17 protein-coding genes and 2 pseudogenes are annotated in these 21024 nt (G+C 41.7%); 11 read left to right on the forward strand and 8 right to left on the reverse strand.

The window, feature by feature from the left end; genetic code table 11:
- Nucleotides 1–66: 66 nt before the first annotated feature.
- Nucleotides 67–822, forward strand: coding sequence for a response regulator transcription factor (locus tag CZ367_RS07905; RefSeq protein WP_077196426.1), 756 nt, complete (start codon nucleotides 67–69; stop codon nucleotides 820–822).
- Nucleotides 823–831: 9 nt separating this feature from the next.
- Here the strand turns inward: CZ367_RS07905 and CZ367_RS07910 are convergent, their stop codons facing one another.
- The 3 genes from CZ367_RS07910 to CZ367_RS07920 form a co-directional block, all read right to left on the reverse strand.
- Complete coding sequence (locus tag CZ367_RS07910) at nucleotides 832–1581, reverse strand: ThiF family adenylyltransferase (RefSeq protein WP_077196427.1); 750 nt, start codon at nucleotides 1579–1581, stop codon at nucleotides 832–834.
- Nucleotides 1582–1708: 127 nt separating this feature from the next.
- A complete protein-coding gene (locus CZ367_RS07915) occupies nucleotides 1709–1999 on the reverse strand; it encodes a helix-turn-helix domain-containing protein (protein ID WP_008446653.1) in 291 nt (96 codons plus the stop codon).
- 27 nt (nucleotides 2000–2026) lie between these two features.
- On the reverse strand, nucleotides 2027–2314 hold the full coding sequence (locus CZ367_RS07920; RefSeq protein ID WP_007574553.1) for a helix-turn-helix domain-containing protein: 288 nt from the start codon (nucleotides 2312–2314) through the stop codon (nucleotides 2027–2029).
- A 431-nt stretch (nucleotides 2315–2745) separates the two neighbouring features.
- Between CZ367_RS07920 and CZ367_RS07925 the strand changes: the two genes are divergently transcribed.
- From CZ367_RS07925 to CZ367_RS07960, 7 genes are all read left to right on the forward strand, one after another.
- Nucleotides 2746–4011, forward strand: a complete 1266-nt coding sequence (locus tag CZ367_RS07925) for a virulence-associated E family protein (RefSeq protein WP_008446599.1) — start codon at nucleotides 2746–2748, stop codon at nucleotides 4009–4011.
- 182 nt (nucleotides 4012–4193) lie between these two features.
- A complete protein-coding gene (locus tag CZ367_RS07930) occupies nucleotides 4194–5168 on the forward strand; it encodes a toprim domain-containing protein (protein ID WP_008446543.1) in 975 nt (324 codons plus the stop codon).
- A 2-nt stretch (nucleotides 5169–5170) separates the two neighbouring features.
- The gene (locus CZ367_RS07935; protein ID WP_036854278.1) at nucleotides 5171–5605 is read left to right on the forward strand and encodes a DUF3408 domain-containing protein; all 435 of its coding nucleotides are present in this window, start codon (nucleotides 5171–5173) and stop codon (nucleotides 5603–5605) included.
- 338 nt (nucleotides 5606–5943) lie between these two features.
- A complete protein-coding gene (locus CZ367_RS07940) occupies nucleotides 5944–6375 on the forward strand; it encodes a plasmid mobilization protein (RefSeq protein ID WP_008446711.1) in 432 nt (143 codons plus the stop codon).
- Nucleotides 6359–7420, forward strand: coding sequence for a relaxase/mobilization nuclease domain-containing protein (locus tag CZ367_RS07945; protein ID WP_008446581.1), 1062 nt, complete (start codon nucleotides 6359–6361; stop codon nucleotides 7418–7420). Before CZ367_RS07940 ends, CZ367_RS07945 begins: the two co-directional genes overlap by 17 nt.
- Nucleotides 7421–7504: 84 nt before the next feature.
- Nucleotides 7505–7786 (forward strand): hypothetical protein, encoded by a 282-nt coding sequence (locus CZ367_RS07950; protein WP_023926014.1) that lies wholly within the window; start codon nucleotides 7505–7507, stop codon nucleotides 7784–7786.
- A gap of 837 nt (nucleotides 7787–8623) precedes the next feature.
- The gene (locus tag CZ367_RS07960) at nucleotides 8624–13093 is read left to right on the forward strand and encodes a choice-of-anchor J domain-containing protein (RefSeq protein ID WP_237581603.1); all 4470 of its coding nucleotides are present in this window, start codon (nucleotides 8624–8626) and stop codon (nucleotides 13091–13093) included.
- A gap of 298 nt (nucleotides 13094–13391) precedes the next feature.
- On the opposite strand, the pseudogene CZ367_RS07965 reads toward CZ367_RS07960, so the two are convergent.
- Nucleotides 13392–14216: pseudogene (locus CZ367_RS07965) on the reverse strand (IS1380 family transposase); the annotation flags it as partial.
- Nucleotides 14217–14874: 658 nt separating this feature from the next.
- Between CZ367_RS07965 and CZ367_RS07975 the strand changes: the two are divergent.
- A pseudogene (locus CZ367_RS07975) lies at nucleotides 14875–15213 on the forward strand (DUF5020 family protein); the annotation flags it as partial.
- An 89-nt stretch (nucleotides 15214–15302) separates the two neighbouring features.
- Here CZ367_RS07975 and tnpB read toward each other — a convergent pair.
- On the reverse strand, nucleotides 15303–15494 hold the full coding sequence (tnpB, locus tag CZ367_RS07980; protein ID WP_237581607.1) for an IS66 family insertion sequence element accessory protein TnpB: 192 nt from the start codon (nucleotides 15492–15494) through the stop codon (nucleotides 15303–15305).
- Between the two features lie 183 nt (nucleotides 15495–15677).
- Between tnpB and CZ367_RS07985 the strand changes: the two genes are divergently transcribed.
- A complete protein-coding gene (locus CZ367_RS07985; protein ID WP_237581609.1) occupies nucleotides 15678–15983 on the forward strand; it encodes an IS66 family transposase in 306 nt (101 codons plus the stop codon).
- On the opposite strand, the gene CZ367_RS07990 is transcribed toward CZ367_RS07985, so the two are convergent.
- From CZ367_RS07990 to CZ367_RS16250, 3 genes are all read right to left on the reverse strand, one after another.
- Nucleotides 15967–16467, reverse strand: a complete 501-nt coding sequence (locus CZ367_RS07990) for a hypothetical protein (protein ID WP_144005957.1) — start codon at nucleotides 16465–16467, stop codon at nucleotides 15967–15969. The genes CZ367_RS07985 and CZ367_RS07990 overlap by 17 nt on opposite strands.
- 63 nt (nucleotides 16468–16530) lie before the next feature.
- Nucleotides 16531–18210, reverse strand: a complete 1680-nt coding sequence (locus tag CZ367_RS07995) for an ATP-dependent nuclease (RefSeq protein WP_077196430.1) — start codon at nucleotides 18208–18210, stop codon at nucleotides 16531–16533.
- Between the two features lies 1 nt (nucleotide 18211).
- Nucleotides 18212–19621, reverse strand: a complete 1410-nt coding sequence (locus CZ367_RS16250) for a restriction endonuclease subunit S (RefSeq protein ID WP_237581611.1) — start codon at nucleotides 19619–19621, stop codon at nucleotides 18212–18214.
- Between CZ367_RS16250 and CZ367_RS08015 the strand changes: the two genes are divergently transcribed.
- Nucleotides 19615–20916: an IS1380 family transposase gene (locus CZ367_RS08015; protein ID WP_077195397.1), complete on the forward strand. Its 1302-nt coding sequence runs from the start codon at nucleotides 19615–19617 to the stop codon at nucleotides 20914–20916. The genes CZ367_RS16250 and CZ367_RS08015 overlap by 7 nt on opposite strands.
- Nucleotides 20917–21024: the final 108 nt, after the last annotated feature.

Below are 21024 nucleotides of genomic sequence, written 5' to 3' on the forward strand. Positions count from 1 at the left end.
TATTTCGCATTAAAAATGTACTTTTGTAGTGAAATATATCAGAGAATCTTAGCACGTTTAGCATATATGACAGACATAAAAGATTTCTTTATAGCATCGAACACCGTGCGTAATGCACCAGATTACGATTCAAATGTATTGTCAACATTGATTCATACAGTAGAGTCCTTTGCACGTGTAACCTATCAGAGCATTTATTTGATAGACTATTATAAGCAGGAGTTTCTTTATGTATCAGATAATCCTTTGTTTCTTTGTGGTCATACAGCAAAGGAGGTGAAGGAATTGGGGTATAGTTTTTATTTGAAATATGTACCAGAGGAAGAACTAAAAATGCTTGTTGAGCTGAATAAAAGTGGGTTTAAGTTCTTTGATACTTTCGACAATGTTGATAAATACCAATGTTCCATGTCATATCATTTTCATCTGAAGAGTGGAACAAAAAGTAAGTTGATTAATCACCAGCTTACTCCCATTCTATTGACAGATGAAGGCAATATATGGATTGGTATGTGTGTCGTATCACTATCTTCACATAAAACAGTGGGACATGTAGAGTTTCACAAAAAGGGTAATCTTAACTATTGGAAATATTCTTTCGAAGGGCATCGGTGGAAAGAACGTGATGGAATATCACTCAAAGAAGAAGAACTTGAAGTGCTACGGTTATCAGCAGCAGGGCTTACCATGACGGAAATTGCGAACAGAATGTGCCGCTCGTTAGATTCTATCAAAACCTATAAACGCCACGCCTTTGACAAATTAGGCGTGACGAATATCACCGAAGCTATTTCAAGAGCTACCTTAAACAAACTCTTCTGAAAAAATAACTTACGGCAAAAGCGAAGAGAGATAGAATTTAGGAAAATAGTTCACAGGTTTTCCTGTAGCAAGATTGTACATTGCCGTTGTACACAAGCCTGCTGCAATCCATGATGCTATGGACAGTTGTAGAGGTGGAAGCATTTCGCTTTCCTTTTTATATTGGGTTACAATTTTGTCTAACCACTCTTTAGGTTGATTCCAAAAAGCCCCGTGTCCAGTAACATACTCAGCTACCTTTAATTCAAATCCCTTTGGCTCTTCAGTCAGTTCAGATAAAGAATGCCCCAATGGGTCTACAACCGTAACAAAGCCAGCCCAACCAAAGTTGTATGGGTGCAGTACTGGGATTTTTCTTTCTTTGCAAATTTCATCAAAGACGAATGGAGTTTTATCCTTAAAGTCCAATGCATTGATGGCTACATTATGCCCATTCAGCATCTCTTCGATGTTATCAGGGTTAAGGAACTCTGTATGGTAATCTATCTGTGCATCAGGATTGATGCTTAGCAAACGCTCAGCCAAGCACTCAGCCTTGTATCTGCCAATATCATTCTCTGTATAGTTCTGCCTGTTCAGGTTGCTTTGCTCTACCTTATCGCCATCAACAATGGTAATATGCTCGAAGCCAAACCGCAAGGCACATTCTGCCACAATGCTGCCGATACCTGCACCACCAAGGAATATCTTATAATCCTTTATCACACTTTGCTCTTTCTCACTCATATAGAGCCTGTTTCTGCTGTATCTTTCTTCCATAATGAAACAATTATTTTAGGCAAAAGTAGATGTAATAAAGCATATATACATTACACAAAAGTGTAATAATCAATCACATTGTTGATTATTTTAGATTTTATAACATATTCAGAAGAGAACATGTTTGCTACTCCTTATAGTTATCCTCCAACAACCTTTCCAAATCCGACTCCTTATAGAGTATCTTCCCTGCAAACTGAGTGTAGGGGATAATTCCCCTATCCCGATAGTCCTGCAAGGTGCGAGGACTGATATACAGCCTCTCGCATACTTCTTTACCTGTGAGGAAATGTTCTCCACCAAACAGCGGTTTGTGGGTCTGTGCTACTTCCTTTATCCTTCTACTTACACTGCTGATAGCGGACAGCACCACCTGCATATCGTCAGCCTCCGTGTTTAAGTCCCTTACCTGTTCCATCGTTCTCTTGTCTTATTTCTCGTTCTTTTATTTGTCTGTTTTTGATTTCTCCGATTTTGTCTGTAACAGCCATTCTACATCCTCACGCTTGTAGTAGCACTTATGCCCGATTTGGGCAAAGGGCAAGACACCCGTATCACGATAGTGCTGTAAGGTACGCTTGCTGATGTTGAGCAGCCTGCACACATCCCCGTTGTGCAGCCAATCGGTATGCCTGCTTTGTTCCCCGAATGCCTTGTGGCATGTCTCGGCAAGGCTGAGTATCTCGTTCCTCAGCTTTGCCCAGTTTGAATCCGTAATGATAAAATATCCCATAATTTTATTGTTGTTTTGTTTGTAATTCCTTTTTGTATTGCGCCTTAATGCACGTTTCTGTCTGCAAAAGTATGATGTGTTTGCCATACTTCAAAGCACGAGAGAGCAGCAAGGAAATACAGGGAAAAACAAGGAAAAGACAAAGGGATTGTCGCTCTCTTTCTTTGCCTCCATACTCCATTTTATCATATCCGTTTTATCTGACGCAATGCTATTCGGATTGGAGCAAATAAACACATTCCTTTCTTGCATCATTTCTATACTTGTCCTCTTGTTTGGGGCTTAAATCCATGCTTTCCGACAGTTTCCTACCTGAAATCCGTGAGAAATTCATTGCCAATGTGCGCAACATTATGCAAGCACTCTCCGAATGCTTGGCACTTTCCTGTTCTCTTCATAACTTCACTCTTTGAAACCAAACCAATCATATAATGAAGAAGAATGCAGATAAAGGCAAATCTGAGGGCGGAAACAGCGAATTTCATACAAGAAGGAAGTTTTCCAAGAACTCGGAGATAGAAGCCTATCTCTCCTCTCGCTATGAGTTCAGATACAACACGGTATTGGGACGAACCGAATACCGCAGAATGAATAGCAGCGATTTCACAAAGGTGGGGCGCTATGAAATCAACACGCTCCGCAGGGAACTTGACAACGATGTGGGGATTATCACATCTTCCGACAACCTCTATTCAATTATCGAGAGCAGCTTCTCTCCACGTATCAATCCCATACAGGAGTATTTCAAGGGATTGCCATTGGTGGATGTAAGCAGTAGTTCTCCCTTTTCATTGAAAGCGATTCCCGATTTGGCAAGCTGCGTTGTTGTCCGTAATTCTAACAAATGGTTGCCGTATCTTACCAAATGGCTTGTGGCGGTGGTCGCCAATGCGATGGACGACCGTGAGTGCCGTAATCATACCTGCCTTGTGTTGACAGGTGAGCAGGGAAAGTTCAAGACCACGTTCCTTGATCTGCTCTGTCCCCCAGCACTGCACGGTTACAGTTACACAGGAAAAATATATCCGCAGGAGAAAGACACACTCACTTATATCGGTCAGAACCTTATCGTAAACATAGACGACCAGCTAAAAGCCCTCAATAAGCGGGATGAGAACGAACTGAAGAACCTCATTACCTGCCCGATGGTCAAATACCGTATGCCATACGACAAGTATGTGGAGGAACATCCCCACTTGGCAAGCTTTGTGGCATCGGTGAACGGCAACGATTTTCTTACCGACCCGACAGGCAGCAGACGGTTCCTGCCCTTTGAAGTGCTTTCCATAGATATTGAGAGAGCAAAAGCTATCTCGATGGACAATATCTATGCGGAAGCTAAAGCCTTGTTGAATATGGGCTTCCGCTATTGGTTTGATGATGATGAGATTGCCGAACTATACAGAGAGAGTGAGGACTTTCAAGTACAAACTGCAGAGATGGAGCTTTTGTTGCGTTGTTTTGAAAAGCCAACGGAGGATGAAAGATATTCGTTAATGACCACTACGGAGATACTTACCTATCTGGGTATTTATACCCACCAGCCACTTGTTGCCAAGCGGATGGGCGAAGCCTTGAAGAAAGCAGGATACATAAAGGTGAGCAAACGAAGAAATGGTGGTAGCCCCATCTATGTCTACAAGATTAGGAAAATCTTGCCATGCCCGCTCCTTCACACTTGTAGTAGCCAAATGTAGTAGAATGTGTAGTATTGTCTTATACTACAAAGTAACACTGATTATCAATCACTTATCACAGAATAGTATGTAGTAAGAAGAAAGATGAAAAAGTTTGGAGGGGAAAAACTTTGGAAAAGGTAAAACCATAAACACAGACAAACATAAATAATTATCATTCAACCCATTAAAGTATCAAAACAATGAAAGAAGAAGATTTATCACGTATCAAACGATACCCCATCGTGGAGTATCTCGAAAGGAAAGGTATCAAACCTGTCCGCAAAACACCGACCTATGCCATGTACCGTTCACCGCTCAGGGAGGAAACGCATCCGAGTTTTAAGGTGGACACTGAGAAGAACCTTTGGATAGATTATGGCGAAGGTAGGGGCGGAAGCATCATCGACCTCTGTATGCGTATGGAGGGCTGCACGCTATCTGAAGCTATCCGCCATTTGGGGCAGAACGCTCCCGATAATGGCACATATAGTTCTCGTAATGGCTTCGCACCAAACAACACCCAGCCTGTAATGGCTGTAAATGGAGCAAGGAGACTGATAGAAATATCAGACACCCTACCACCACATTTTCAGGAGTACCTTACAAAGGTGCGTTGCATCAACTTGGAAAAGGCTATGCCATTCCTCAAATGTATCAGCTATGAGGTAAGGGGCAGGCGCTATCAAGCCATCGGCTTTACCAATCTCTCTAGCGGCTATGAGCTTCGGGACGACATGACGTTCAAGGGAACGATAGCCCCGAAGGACATTACTCCGATATTCACGGACAGAGCGGAGCCAGTATGTATCTTTGAAGGCTTCATGGACTTCCTCTCCTTCCTTTCAATGAAAGAAGAGATTACCAACCACTGCCTTGTGATGAACTCCGTGAGCAACGTGGCAAGGACTATCCGCTATTTGAATGACCGACACCTCACCCATATCCGTTCCTTCCTTGACAATGACGAAGCAGGACGGAGGGCTGTTCAAGATTTCATAAAGGCAGGCTTCCATGTTGAGGACATGAACATACATTACAAAGACTTCAAGGATCTCAACGAATATCATGTCAGCCGTGCCCGTGAGCAGCAGAAACGGAAAGCGCAGGAACAGACACACATATCAATTACAGGACAAAACAAGAAATCAAAACAAGTCAAACTTAAAATGAAATAGAAATGGAAAAGAAAACTATGATGAGCGACAAAGACCTTTCATGGTTCTTGGGCGTGGAAGATGAAGCAGAGGACGATTCTACTTCACAAGAAGCGACTGCGGTTCCTGAAAGAGAAAGACCAACAAACAAGCAGGACACAGAGAATACCATGCACTCCGACCCTGCACGGAACACTGAGAGTGCAACTGTTCAAAGACGTATCAGTGCCAAGATGAGAAAGAAAACACTCGAAGCCTACAAGCAAGCCTATCTTGTGCCGACCAAGTTAAACAACCGTAAGGCAGTCTATCTGAGTAGGGAAACACAGGAGCGTGCCGACTTCATTGTGCGTAGATTAGGCGACAGGGGCAGCAACCTTTCAAGCTTCGTTGAGAACATCGTTCGTCAGCATCTGGAGGAATATGGTGAGGACATAGAGAAATGGAGAAGACTGTAAGCCGTAAGAAAAGGTAGACGGTTTTCTGGAAAAAGGTCTACCCCTTCTTCAAAATAGGTCTACCTTTTCTTCTTCGGTTTAGTTCTCTGTGAGAATGCCACGAATGCAGTTAGTCATAGAATGCACGGCATTCGTTTTTAAGCTATAAAACGTTTTAAGCGTAAATGGTTTGTTCGGTAGCATTGCAAGACGTCAGTTTGTACCCACAAACTGCGCCCAGCTCCCCTCGTCAGACTATCGGGGAGATAAGACCGTAATCACTCCGTTCTCATCGGTCAGCATTCAAGAATTAAGAGACAATGAATCATCTATAATGATTAACTTTCAAAGAAGCATATATGAACAGATATAATAAAAAGACTGCCAAATGGCAGCAACAGAATAAGGAAGAGCAGAAGATGAACAAGACAGAGTTCATCAAGGTTAGATGCACCTTAGAGGAAAAGCAGCGTATCAAGTCAAAGGCGGAAAGTGCGGGGCGTAAGTTCTCCGATTACTGTCGTGAGATACTCCTAAATGGAGAGGTGGCAGCCGTTCCTAGGATGACCGACAATGAAATGGAAGCCATTTGTATACTTCAGCATACAGGACGGTTCTATGGGCAGATTTCCAACCTCATCAAGGTAAAGGATGAAAGGTGGGTACATATCACTAAGAACCTTTCGCTATGTGCCAAAGAAGCATTTAAGCGGTTTTACGACCCTCATTTTCGTGTGGATGATGAGATATATAAGGTCTTAAATATGACAAGAGATGATAGGAAAGTGTAAGGCAATAGCGCACGGCAGCAATGCGCTGGAGTATATTTTTCGGGAGGGCAAGCTTGGCAATCGGCTTGCCTTCCACAACCTTTGCAGCAGGGAACCGAAGGCTATCTACGAGGAAATGAAAGTGGTCAGCGATTACAACACACGATGCAGAAACAAGTTCCTCCGCATCGAAATCGGTATCGCACCACAAGACGAAAGAAAGCTACCTGTGTCAGAACTTATGGGAATAGCCCATTTGTTTGCCAAGCGAATGGGACTTGACAACCACCAATGGGTGGCGGTAACGCACAAGGACACCGACAACAGACATATTCACATTATTGCCAACCGTATCAGTCTGTACGGAGAGGTCTATGATACCACCTTTGTAAGCAACAAGGCAGCGAGGGTAGCGGAGGAAATAAGCAGGGAGAAAAACTTGACTATCGCAAAAGAAGTCAAGGCAGAAAGAAAACACCCAAAGGCAAAAGCCAATCCAACAAGAGAGCAGACAAAGCATCAAATACAGAATGTTTGCTATACCCTGCTTGAGAAGTATAAAGGAACAGGCATCACGGGACACTCCATGTTCCTCTATGAACTGAATAAGAACGGCATTTCCATAGAGCGTATGAAGAACAAGCAGGGCAAGGTCTATGGTTTGAAGTTCTCATTTGGCGGACAATCTTTCAAGGCATCGGAAGTGGGCAGGGAGTTTGGCTACCATTCCTTGCAAAAGAATTTCGAGGCAAGTCAGAAAGCCGAGACGAATGTATCTGCCCAAGTAATACGCAAATCGTCAGAGCATACAGATACTAAGGATGCTGGCTATCAACTCGTACCCCCAAGACTTTCATACAGCCCACGAGCAACGGAGGATACTCCACAAATCGCACAGGCTATAAGAGCGATGGCAGATACAGCTATCAGCGCAGCCGATGAATTGGTGGAGGGAGTAGGTGGAATGATTACGCCAATGACACATGGCGAGGACTATGCCGAGACCGCATGGCAACGTAAGCTCAGATACCAAGCCAATAGGAAAAAGAAAGGACGAAGGCTGTAGAAAATTTGAATAACAATACTTTCATTGTTGGCACATTATTTGCTAGTTGACAATAAGAATTTATTAACTATTAATACAAACAATATGGAAAGAACATACAATGTGCTGTTAACCTACGATATAGATAGCAGACATACCGAAGTTAGGAATACATTAATTGAAGAGTATGGTTTTAAGGATATAATCATAGGTAATAATGGCACGAGGTGTTATTTGCCGAATACCACATTACTAAAGAGAAATACCACCAAGGAGGATGTCCATAATATAATAAAGAACGTATGTAAGATGCTTAATGCAAATCTAAAAAGGACTATTTCCTCAGAATGTTCAAACTGGATAGCATTACAAGGTGAAAAGTTTTAGATTTGTAAGTAGAAACTATAAGTCCAACCACTTGTTTCATTCAAGCTGGTAAAATTATGTGTGTTTTTCATCAAGAACGCTTGTTATTCGGTAACAAAGTATTATCTTTGCAGATAGAATAACAAGCGTTCTTTGTTAGGTAGAAAACAGCAACTTGAAGTAGCTCGCTCGTTTCCAAATCGTTACCTGTTTAGTTATACCAACAAGGTAACTTCTTTATTTTCAATTAGATACAATTTTATAATTATATTGCAGTGCAAAACAATAGGTTTTGCAACACGTTGATATATAGATAGTTATACAAGATATACACTTGCGAAAAATATTTACACTGTTTGTGCGCATTTTGAACAGCAGCAGTAGATACTTGGACTTGCCTATAAAGCGTGCTATCCTCGCAGCAGGCTCTGTCAGAGTAATGTTCTCACCCATTAGCAGTTTTCCTTTGTTATCGTATAACGAATTGGCAGAATGTTGAAAAATATCACGATTTTTCTTCTTTTCGTTTGTGTAGTTAAAATAATATTTTTATTTTTGCAAAAATTAGTAGATATTTACCAATAAGAAAAGATAATTAAAAACCATACATAGCCTTATACCTTAATTTATACAGAGGTAGGGCAGGGAACGTTACAATCAGTAATCTGAAAGAAAAATAGCAATCTTCAGGCAGGTCGGCACGTAGCTTTGACGCAAGACAGCTACACCGTGCGCACTGCCAACGCCACACATTTGGTGGTAGAGAAGTAAGGTTGGGCAGCCGTATGCAGGCACGAAATGAAAAAAAATATCTTTGTCATCATCGTAGTAACATTTTAAATACTAAATTTATTGCTTATGGAAAAGAAGTCAAACTTTATGTTTGCTGGCTTTTTAGCCTTTTTGCTGTGTTTGCCGTTGGGAATAATGGCACAGAGCAACAGCCAGCGTGAGAGTAAATTGAGAGATGCCTTGTCAAGCAGACGAGGCGGTTTGGTGTTGGGTTCAACACTGAATATGCCTGTCGGTTCATTTCTTAATACAGATAGTCCGCTATTGCAAGTAGCGGGTGCACCATTGCAGAAGCCATTTGGTGCGCCTATAATGAAAGACCCTGCAACGGGAACTGTTCTTTGGGGCAATGTTATCCGCCAAGAAAACTGGAAGCCGGGTTCAACCGCTTATGGTATGTATTCTGTGGGCACGACGCTTCCTATTCAAGTCAATCCATTGGTTATACGAGAGTTTATGGAGGTAAACTCGGGCTGTGGCATTGTGGGCGATGTTTTCCACGCAATGTATTTGGATTTTATGGCGTATGCGGAAGGTCGGTTCGTAATACATCATTCCACCTACGATATTGACACTTGGGAACAGCTGTCTGACGATGATTTGGGCGAAGACGGATTGTCTTTGTGTGCTATGGAAACGGCACAAGACCGCAATACAGGCAAAATCTATGGCGTGTTCTGGGACGACAGCGGTACAAACTTGCAATGGGGAGTAATTGACTATACCAAAATGAAGCGCGAGTTCATCGGTTGGGCGGAACACCAGTATGTGGCTCTCGGCATCAGCAAGGAGGGAACGCTCTATGGAATATCGCTCGAGGGCGACCTATACTCTATCAGTACTGCCGACGGAAAGGAGACACTCGTAGGTTCGACCGGTGTTACCGTGAAGGATTCGTATGGCAAATATTACCAGCAAAGTGGCGAAATAGACCAGAAAACCAACACGTTCTATTGGGCAAGCATAGACCAAGACGGAAATTCGGTGCTCTATACTGTAGACCTTGCTACGGGACGTGCCAACAAAATTGGCGATATGCCTGCCGAAACGCAGGTGTTGGCACTGACTATTCCTGCGAATACGGCAGCTCCAGAAGCTCCTGCACGCATCGAAGACCTCAAGTTTGTATTCGACAAAGGTAATACTACGGGTCGCATACAGTTTACTGCACCAAGCAAGAAGATGAACGGTGAAAGTCTTTCGGGCAACCTTACCTACTATGTTGTTGCCAACAACGACACCATAAAGAAAGGCGTTGCAGTGGCAGGTTCGAAGGTAGATGCAGAGATAACCGTTGCTGGTGGCGATACAAAGTTCCTCGTTACCACTGCCAACGATGCAGGCTCGTCGCCCAAGGTCAGACATTCTCTATGGGTAGGCTACGATATTCCTGCTGATATAGAGCGAGTGAAGTTCAGCTACGACGGTGCAACCGCTGTCGTTACATGGGCTGCCGTAACGAAAGGCGAGCATGGCGGATATGTAGGCGATGTGAAATATGACGTGAAGCGAATGCCTGACGGTGCACAAGTGCAGACCGATGTTGCAGGCACAAGTCTGTCAGTAGCATTCACAGCTACCGAATTAAAGAAGTATAGCTTTGTTGTTACACCGAAAGCGGGCAACCGCAAGGGTAAGGGCATTGCATCTAACGGAATCGTTATCGGCAATGCGCTCACGCCACCGTTCAAGGAGAGCTTCTACGACGAGGAGTCTTTCAATAACTTTACAGCAGTAGATGCCAACGACGACAACCAGACATGGGATTGGGGATTGGCTGACGACTGGAAGGGACGCGCACAATCGGGCTACAATCCTAAGGGTGCAGCAGACGATTGGCTTATGTCGCCACCGTTTGAACTGAAAGCCGACCGACTCTACACCGTTTCGCTCGAGGCTTACAATACGCTTGCAGGAGAGTACAAGGAGGTGATGGAGGTTGCCTATGGCGAAGGCTACAATCCTGCAACCTATACGAAAGTGGGTCAGCCAGTAGTCGTTCCGAAAGCGCAGACAAAGTTCGCTTACGAAATTAGAGTACCGAAAAACGGCACATATCGTTTGGCTATTCACGACAGAAGCCCTTATGCACAATGGCGTTTCTATGTTCGCAACTTCCAATTGGCACTCGGTTCGCTCTTGACGGCACCCGATGCATCGACCGATTTCAGCGTAACCGTAGACCAAACAGGTGCGGAAAAAGCCACATTGAACTTTACTCTGCCTACAAAAACCATCGGTGGCAACGCACTTGCTGCACAGTTGGATTCGGCAGTGATATACCGCGACAATGTTAAACTCGGTGTAATGAAGCAACTGACAAGCGGTAAGCGGGTGAGCTATCAAGACAACAACGTTGCAAAGGGCGCACATATATATAAGGTAGTAGCCTATAATACGGCAGGAGCGGGACGCGAAGCAGTAGCGAAAGCCTTTGTCGGACCCGATATGCCAGCTGCACCAACAGGCTTGAAGGCATTGGACAAGGGCACAATGGCTACCCTGTCGTGGGACAAGATTTCTACAGTCGGAGCCAATGGTGGCGTTGTCTTCCCCGAAGAGGTTACCTATAATGTAATTTCGATGAAGAATGCGAAGGAACCTACCGATACTTTGGCATCGTTCAAGAACAACACCAACTTCGATGTAACGTCTATCAACCTCAACGATGGCGAGCAACAACGCTTCGTTTATTGGGGTGTTTCAGCGCAAAACCAGTTGGGAAGCAGTAGCATAGCTACCACCCGACTCATTGCTGGTAAGGCTTATAACGTGCCATTCAAGGAGAGTTTTGCCAATGCATCGCTCTCTTCATTAGTTTGGTTGGCTGATACGAAGGGCACATCATGGAAGATTAAACGTGGCGTAGCTTACGACAACGACGGTGGCGCACTCTGCTTTGAGCCTACAAATGCAGGCGATGAAAGTACTTTAGGTACAGGAAAGATTTCGTTAATGGGTACTACTGCCCCGAGATTGATATTCAACTACGGGCGTAAAGATTTCCCCGACACCAAGCTTGTTGTGTTTGCACAGCGTCCTGACGGCACACGCACCGAACTGAAGACCATTGATTACTCTAAAATAAATGGGAACGAAGCATGGCTGACCGAAGTTTTGTCATTGGAAGGATTTGAAAACGAACGCTACATATTCGTTGGTTTCAAAGCCATTGGCGGCGATAACCGTGCGCCAATCTTCGTCGATAACATTCGCATAATGGAGGTTCAGCAATACAACTTGGCTGTTACCGTATCTGGAACAGGAAAGGTTATCAAGGGACGCAATGCCAAACTGAATGTGAAAGTTGAAAACATCGGCGAGCGCAGTGCTGAAGAGTTCACCATACGCATAAAGTCTGCTGATAAGGAAATTGCTTCTTCCGAGCAGACAGAGGCAATCGCATCGTTCAATAATCGCACGCTGACCTTCGATGTCCCTACATCTGCCATCATCGCAGAAGCGAAAGAGATGAAGGTAGTGGCAGAAGTTGAATACGATAAGGACTTGGATAACACCGACAACAAAGCCGAGTTTATCATCAGACTCGAAGATTCTGAAAAACCAAAGGTTCGGGATTTGCGTGGAGTAAGGGAACAATCGAAAGTCTCTCTTATATGGAGAGCTCCAAGTATAGAGCCACAGACCGTAACGGAAGACTTCGAACGCTACGACGCATGGTCTACGGAGTTCGGCGATTGGACTCTGGTGGACGGCAACAAGGGCTATGCAGGCGGTTTCTTCAACGACCTTTGGTATCCTAACCAGTTCACGCAGTTTGCTTACATCATCTTCAATCCGTATGTCTTGGGCGAAGATGTGCCACGCCTTAATCCGTGGTTGCTGCCGTCCTCGGGCAAGCAATACGCTGCTGTTCCTTACGAACTCGATGCCACTGGACAGACTTATGTGAACAGCGATAACTGGATTATCAGTCCGAAACTCTCTGGGCAGGCGCAAACCATCTCGTTCTATGTGCACAATATGATGGTGAACAACGTTGCTTATATTGAGAATTACGACGTGCTTTGTTCGACAACAGGCAACGAGATTGCCCATTTCACCAACACTGTTGTTAAGAACCGAGAAGCCGTTTCGGGCGAATGGGAAAAGATAACCATTGACGTGCCCGCAGGTACGACCTACTTTGCAATCCATCAGACGACACCGCAGACTGGTCTTATGTTCGGTATCGACGACGTAACTTTCATTAAAGCGACGCCTGTGCCTACGCACTATGGCATCTATCGTGAGGGAGAGCGTATCGACAAGGTAACAGCTAAACAGTTCTATTATGTAGACAATGCTGCAGGAAGCAATAATCGCTATGCCGTAACAGCAATTTATGCCGACGGAACAGAGTCTGCTCCGGTTGAAGTCAATATTCCTACGGGAATCGACAGCGTTGTCATAGACGGAAAACCTGTAGATGTTTATACTATCGACGGCAAACTTGTGCGTCGCCAGACAACCACACTTCGTGGTCTGCGCAAGGGCGTATATGTTGTTGGAAACAAGAAAGTAGTAGTAGAATAGACAATTTTTTGTCGGTGTCTTCGTTCTTATCAGTCGGGGACACCGACATTTCTCTAACCATAAGGTAATGGAAAAGTCGAGCAGCAAATGCAGTTCGTTTCCCCACCTGATATTCATTTTTTAAAACACCTTAATTCCGCAGTATTTTTTCTTGTGAGAAAATTTTATATGTTGAGATGTCTTTTTGGGCTCTATATGTTGATATGAGGTGCTTCGGTGTTTTTTTTGGGTCTTTTTTAAGCATAAAATCCCCCACCCAAACCAATGGGGAAGTATGAAAAACCACAAAAAATGATGTTTATTCAATGAAGACCTCAGAGTAGTAGATTTTATTTGTATATAGGTTCAGAACGTTCCGCCTTCCAGTGCGCACCCATTTTGCTGGCACGCTGACAAAATGCAGGATAAAGGCTTTCAGCCTGCTTGTCTTTTTCAATGGCTTGACCTTATCGCTGATATGACGGACGAGATAGAGATAGAAGTTCTTCAGCATGGCGGTAACCATCATGAAAACCATGTTCTCAGCCATAAAGGAAAAGGGCAGATGTGACCATCCGAAGTCATTGTTCTGTATGTCGAAGTTCTTTTCGCTTGCTCCACGCTCATTATAAAATGTAATGATGTCTTTCTCAGTAGATGTCCAGTTATTGGTGAGGATACAGCGGTATGTGTATATTACTCCGAACATATCCGTCTGTTGCTTGCCATCCTTGTCTTTCAAAGGACTACGCTGTACGACAAGCCTGTATGACTTTCCTTCTATTAAGTTGTCTATGCTGATGGATGTGACATCGCATTTCTCATAACCAACCTCAACACTCTTCCATTCTTTCAGCTGGCGGAAGTCCTCGTGTCGGCTGCCGCAGTTGACTGCACGTATATAGAACGTGTTGCAGCGCTGCTCTACGGTTTGGATAATTTCCTTTGAGAACGATCCGCAATCAGCACGGAAACGCTCTATTACCACACCAAGTTCTGAGGTTACACGGTCCATAATGCGACGGAGCGTGTCTTCTTGATGGAATCTCACATTGGTGTTTCCGTCACGATTCTCACCTCCGACTATGATTCCCCCAATGGAAGCCCAACCAGGGAAATAGCCAAAATCCTGCTTGTAAGAATANCCTACGATAGCTGCCAAATGGACATTCTAAATTAAGAAGATAGTATAACAAAATGCTGCAAGTGAAGAGGACTTGCAGCATTTTGTTATGCTTCATCAATAATCCCAAATCGGTCGTTAGACGTAAGCATCCAATATTAGCCGACTTTCACACCAACAAATAACCCTTATATGTCTGGCAGCATATAAGGGTTATTTGTTATTTGAAGTTTGAAGGTAGCATTTTCGTGAGTTCCTCCTCCGTCATGTCCGGCAGGGGCCTTGAAAGAACTTCCTTCATCCATTTGTATGGCTCTANTAAATTAGCTTTGTTAGATTTTGAGCTTATTTTTGAGGTCAAAATGCAAGAGCGTGAAGGAGTGTAGCGAGCTACACGACTGAACGAACTTACATTTTGAACCAAAACGGAGCAAGCCGAATGCAATCAAACTTGTTTGAATTGTTGAGGTGCAGCCTGTTTTATATAATAAGAAGCCAAAAGATAACAAAACGTATTTCATAACAATTTAATGACGATATGCGGTGGTAATTTATAGAACCAGCCATAAACTTATTAAAAGTATGGAGCAGCGAGAAGATGTTTCTTGAATACTTCTTGTATAAGTCGTGGTTTTTACATAACTTTGCACCTAATTAATAATGTTAACTTAAAAGACCAATGAAAAAGTTTTTATCCCTTGCCATATTTTCAATGGCAGCTTTTGCAGGTGTTCAGGCGCAAAATGTGCAGGTACATTACGACCTTGGAAAGACAATGTACGATGATTTAAATTCGCGTCCTGCACTCACCACAACGGTAGAAATGTTTAAGCCCGATAGTTGGGGTTCTACCTTTCTTTTCACCGATATTGACTATAAGAACGACGGTACGGTGGGTGCATATTGGGAAATAGCTCGCGAGTTTAATCTTACCAAGAACAAACAATGGGCGGCACACGTAGAGTATAATGGCGGTGTANGTAAGCATCCAATATTAGCCGCCTTTCACACCAACAAATAACCCTTATATGGTAAGCATCCAATATTAGCCGACTTTCACACCAACAAATAACCCTTATATGTCTGGCAGCATATAAGGGTTATTTGTTATTTGAAGTTTGAAGGTAGCATTTTCGTGAGTTCCTCCTCCGTCNCTCGATTGTAGAAAACGTAGACAACACCATCAGAAGGATTGAAGTCATTGCGGCGTACCAATTGGGACAGGCGAACAATACCCTGACGCATATCCACAGGAGTGCAACAAACCCGAAAAACATTTGTTTCGTTGAGTACAAACATAAGTTTTTCGGGCAAAGGTAGTAAAGCAAGAATGTTACACAAAGGCGGCTAATATTGGATGCTTACCGCATATCCACAGGAGTGCAACAAACCCGAAAAACATTTGTTTCGTTGAGTACAAACATAAGTTTTTCGGGCAAAAGTAGTAAAGCAAGAATGTTACACAAAGGCGGCTAATATTGGATGCTTACACTGCTTGAAGAAAGCACCAATCACTTACACAAGGACTTCAACGCCTTGAAAAAAGGACTCTACAAATGCCATGACTACATCTTCACCTTCCTCACCGATAAGCGAGTTCCATATGACAACAATGCCAGTGAGAGAGGCGTGAGGAACATAAAAGTCAAGCAGAAAGTAAGTGGTTGCTTCAGAACAGACGCTGGTGCTGACATCTACATGAAACTGCATTCGGTGACTGACACCGCCAAGAAAAACGGCAATTCCAAATTTGACGTACTGCTCGCCCTTGCTAATTTGCAAGGGTAAAGGCAGCATACCTATTTCTATAGGGGTACTGAGTAGTTACGATATTATTTAATAGCCTGTTGTTTATTAGTGAAGAGAAATCCTCTGATTTAAAATAAAAAGATTTATCGAAAGGACATATTCCCTCCTTACATTGTTTTTTACATGAAATTAGTTCATCAGACAGATTTGATTCCAAGACTTTTCTCTTTTGATCAACAATTTCGTTAAATCCAAAAGTAACTCCTACTGCATTTTCTTTCAGAAGAGCTTTACAGTATTGTTTGTTATTACCCCTTGCCTCTTGAAATAAAATTATTGGAGAACCAGGATTCATAACAGAATCTTTACCACTACCAGCAAACATATCATAAACATATATATGCGATATATATGGATTGTGAACAAATACCGGATACCATTCTCGGAAGCATTGCCGAAATATATCCAATTTCAATTTTGTTCCTTCTGAAAATTCATGTTTGTTTATGTCTTTCTTTGCCATAATATAAAACATTATTAAACTCTCTATTCCATTAATCTTTCTGTAAATATTAAGCCATATAACTTAAAAATTAAATTCAGAAATCAGTTGATCAATAAAGTTTAGGAAACCCTTATAATCTTCAGGCGAGAAAGAATTCTCTTTTTTTTTCTTTTGAATCTTATTTTTAATACTATTAGCCCACATCGACCCTTTTTTAAATTCTGCATATGAAGGGACTCCATTGAATGTAGGTAATGTAATCTCATGATATACATTCGGTTCAAAAAAGTCTTCTAAATAAAAATCTGTTTGAGGTTTTTCTGGCACAGGATATGTTTTATAATAAAAGATATAATGAAACTTTTTATTTCCACTATCTATAAGCTTTTTTACCATTTTCGCACCTTCTCTACCTTCTTCGTCAAAATCAAAGACAAATACTATCGCTTCCATAATATCATATAGTGGCTTGAGAATTTCCTCATTATAATTGTTAACTTCTTTTGCACCTCCCATAAAAAGGAAGGATACATTATTCAAATTGTCATATTTTTCTCCTTGAGAGGAAAAAAAGTCAATTGCAGACTTTATATGATAGATGTCATCGGGGCCTTCCGCAACAATAAGGTATTTTGAAGATACAACACATGCACTATCAATAATATTGAGTTCATTATTGGCTATTTTACTAATCAATTTCCGCTTATCCTGAGATAGAAGTCTTCCCTCCTGCATAGGAAATATATTGGATTCTTTCATTTGATTGACAAATAGAGGAGAATGAGTTGTCAGAACGGTCTGACCTTCAAATCCTCCAAAACTATTAAGAATCTCTTTCTTTAAGGCTATATGCACATAAGCATCAGGCTCGTCAAGTAATAATAAAGAACTATTATCTCCAAGAATTCTTGTAATACACTCTATAAGAATTAGTTTTTTGTGCCCTTCACTAAAACTAAACAATGAAATTCCCTTATTGAAAATACGAATCCTCGTAATGTATTTGTCAATAGTATTTCCTTTCTTTGTATTTTTCTTCGGTTGAGAAAGTAAATACAGATAATGAAAAATAGTCCTTTCTTTTGTTTGGTTAGGGAGTAAAGGAACGTCGTACGAAAGAAAAGACTTCAATGTCGTTTTTCCTTCTTTGTCAAGACATTCTTCTTTTATACGGTTAATCCATTTAAGGGCTGCGTGGCTTTTGAAATTTTCAACTTCTGCAAATTCAATTAAAATATCAACCTTATTTAAATCATCAATATTAAGATTCTCTTTCAGAAAGGTTTTTACTTTATCATTCGCTGAACCCATCAGAGCGATTAATGCAATACTCCAACAATACTTATTAAGATAGATAAGATTGGGAGTTGAGCGCTTACCATCAATTGCATCCTTAAAATAATGCATGTGGTAATCTTCAAATGCCATATGCCACAATCTTAGTTCTTCCCCACTATAGCATGCTATTATCGATGAAGGATAAAACATTTCTGATGTTTTGACCTTCTTCTCATCTATATAGGCTTCCCTTTTTTTTCGTGTGTAGTTCTTTCCATCATGTTCATACTTTATTTCATATTCGAAAGGTATCTTTTTTTTGTTTAAGATACCATTAAAAATGAGTGCTATAGCTTCAATGAGGTTACTCTTACCTGAACCATTCAGCCCGATAAAGGCAATATAACCAGTATTATTGGAGAAATCAAAGGTCTGCTCTTTGATATTCTTATACTCTTGTATATATAAAGATTTCAATCTCATATTACTCAAATATTTCGTTTTCAAACTCTATTAATGCTTCTGCCCTCATTGTTTGAGCAAGCTGTCTCAAGGTGTTAATTTCATCTTTTTGTTTGCCTACATATTCAACAATCTTACTTTGTACATCCAATGAAGGTAGAATAATAGGAGAATCCAAATATTGTTGACTATTGATATTTGGTTGTGCTGAAACTCTCATATTTCCTTTTATCCATTCTTTGTATAGTGCGCATTTGGTGTAAGCCAATAAATATTCTGGGATTACTTTTGTTTCATCTAACTTAAAGCGAATTAAATAGCCTGCAAATATAGCCTTACCAAACTTATTTTTATAAAGAAAAGTTTTGCCGACGGTGTTTCCAGAGCGGGCGATTAAGAAGTCATTTTCTTTTAATAAATAATGGTCTGAATAGCCTTTTGCAGAAACCTTCTCTTCATTAAGAGAGCCATCTTCGTTTATATCAGTGATTCTGATATATCTCATTTTTCCGTCAAATACTTGGGAACTATATGCCGCTCCATATTGAGGCTTATCAATAACCACATTGAGAAGGTTTGTGTGTTTGTACAATCTGCTTTTCACGATAGACTTTTCATTATACACATCCCATCTACTTATATTCTTTCGGTGCACAAAACGCATATATTTATAAGCATTTGACAATATATCCTCACCATCTTCATTCCCTTTACCAATATCCAACACATCTAATAAATAGGAATTTATGGCTTGCTCTGCTTGTTCTGCTTTTGACGCTGAGTTTTCTGCATTTTCCATTTTCGCTTTATACAAAGCCACTATCTTCCTCTGCTCTTTTAAGGTTGGCAGTGGTATAGAAAAAGAACCAATAAAGTTATATCCAGATTCGTTTTTAATACCCTGCGCCTTTTTACCTGATATAATAGACAAGAAGTAAGAAGAACGCAATACCATAACGAGAAACTCTGGATCAACTTTATTCAAGTTGATACTATATGGTTGATAATGTGTAGATGCTGCTATCTCACCAAAAGTATTTAATGCAGTTGCACCTTGATGGAAATTGATATTAGAGATAAGCAAATCGCCCTGCTGTAAAGAATATAGATTCATACCTGTTGCCTTCTTATCTCGAAATACTACTTTTCCTGTTTTGAATACAATTTTTTCAACAATTGGCAGTAAACCATCGTACTCTTCCTTTTTGATAACATTTTTCTTAGGAGCTATAAGTTCTCGAAGTGGCACAAGAGAATATCTTGAATGAATTTTACTTTCATTCGTATAATACCTTAATTCCGCAGCATAAATTCTTGTAAGAACTCCAAGTGCCTGAGAAACAAAGTTCTCAAAACACTTGGATATGTCAGAAATTTCACCTATCTTGGTGCTGTAAACATAACAAGTAAGCAAAAAAAACTGATATGGCAAAGGTAGCAATTAAAAACGAGAATATCACTTCTTTCGGTGGAATTTATCATATTATGGACGTTTTCTCAAAGTTGGGCTTTGAAAAACTTACCGAATCTGTATTGGGCAAACGTGGAAGTAGCGGCAAAGCATTCTGTTATGGAAGTATTTTTGGATCTCTCTTCTTCAGTTACCTTTGTGGTGGAGAATGCCTTGAGGACATCAATGCGCTTATTGGGCAGTTCAAGCAAAGACCTGATACGCTGTTACCCGGTGCCGACACTGTGGGGCGCGGACTAAAGGAGCTTACCGAGAAAAATATTGTCTATAAGAGCAAGACCTCCGACAAGTCGTATAGTTTCAACACAGCAGAAAAGTTGAATACCTTACTTTTACGGATGATACGAAGAATGGGGCTTATAAAGGTGGGCAGTCATGTTGACTTAGACTTTGATCACCAGTTTATTCCAGCCCACAAGTTCGATGCAAAATATTCTTACAAGCAGGATTTTGGCTATTTCCCTGGTTGGGCTTCCATTGGGGGAATCATAGTCGGAGGTGAGAATCGTGACGGAAACACCAATGTGAGATTCCATCAAGAAGACACGCTCCGTCGCATTATGGACCGTGTAACCTCAGAACTTGGTGTGGTAATAGAGCGTTTCCGTGCTGATTGCGGATCGTTCTCAAAGGAAATTATCCAAACCGTAGAGCAGCGCTGCAACACGTTCTATATACGTGCTGCCAACTGCGGCAGCCGACACGAGGACTTCCGCCAGCTGAAAGAATGGAAGAGTGTTGAGGTTGATTATGAGAGATGCGATGTCACCTCCGTCAGCATAGACAACTTAATAGAAGGAAAGTCATACAGGCTTGTCGTACAGCGTAGTCCTTTGAAAGACAAGGATGGCAAGCAACAGACAGATATGTTCGGAGTAATATACACATACCGCTGTATCCTCACCAATAACTGGATGTCTACCGAGAAAGACATCATTACATTTTATAATGAGCGTGGAGCAAGCGAAAAGAACTTCGACATACAGAACAATGACTTCGGATGGTCACATCTGCCCTTTTCCTTTATGGCTGAGAATATGGTTTTTATGATGGTTACCGCCATGCTGAAGAACTTCTATCTCTATCTCGTCCGTCATATCAGCGATAAGGTCAAGCCGTTGAAAAAGACAAGCAGGCTGAAAGCCTTTATCCTCCATTTTGTCAACGTACCAGCAAAATGGGTGCGCACTGGAAGGCAGAACGTTCTGAACCTATATACAAATAAAAACTACTACGCTGAGGTCTTTATTGAATAAACATCATTTTTTGTGGTTTTTCATACTTCCCCATTGGTTTGGGTGGGGGATTTTATGCTTAGAAAAGACCCCAAAAACACCGAAGCACCTCATATCAACATATAGAGC

The organism is Prevotella ihumii, from assembly GCF_900155655.1.
GTDB lineage: Bacteria > Bacteroidota > Bacteroidia > Bacteroidales > Bacteroidaceae > Prevotella > Prevotella ihumii.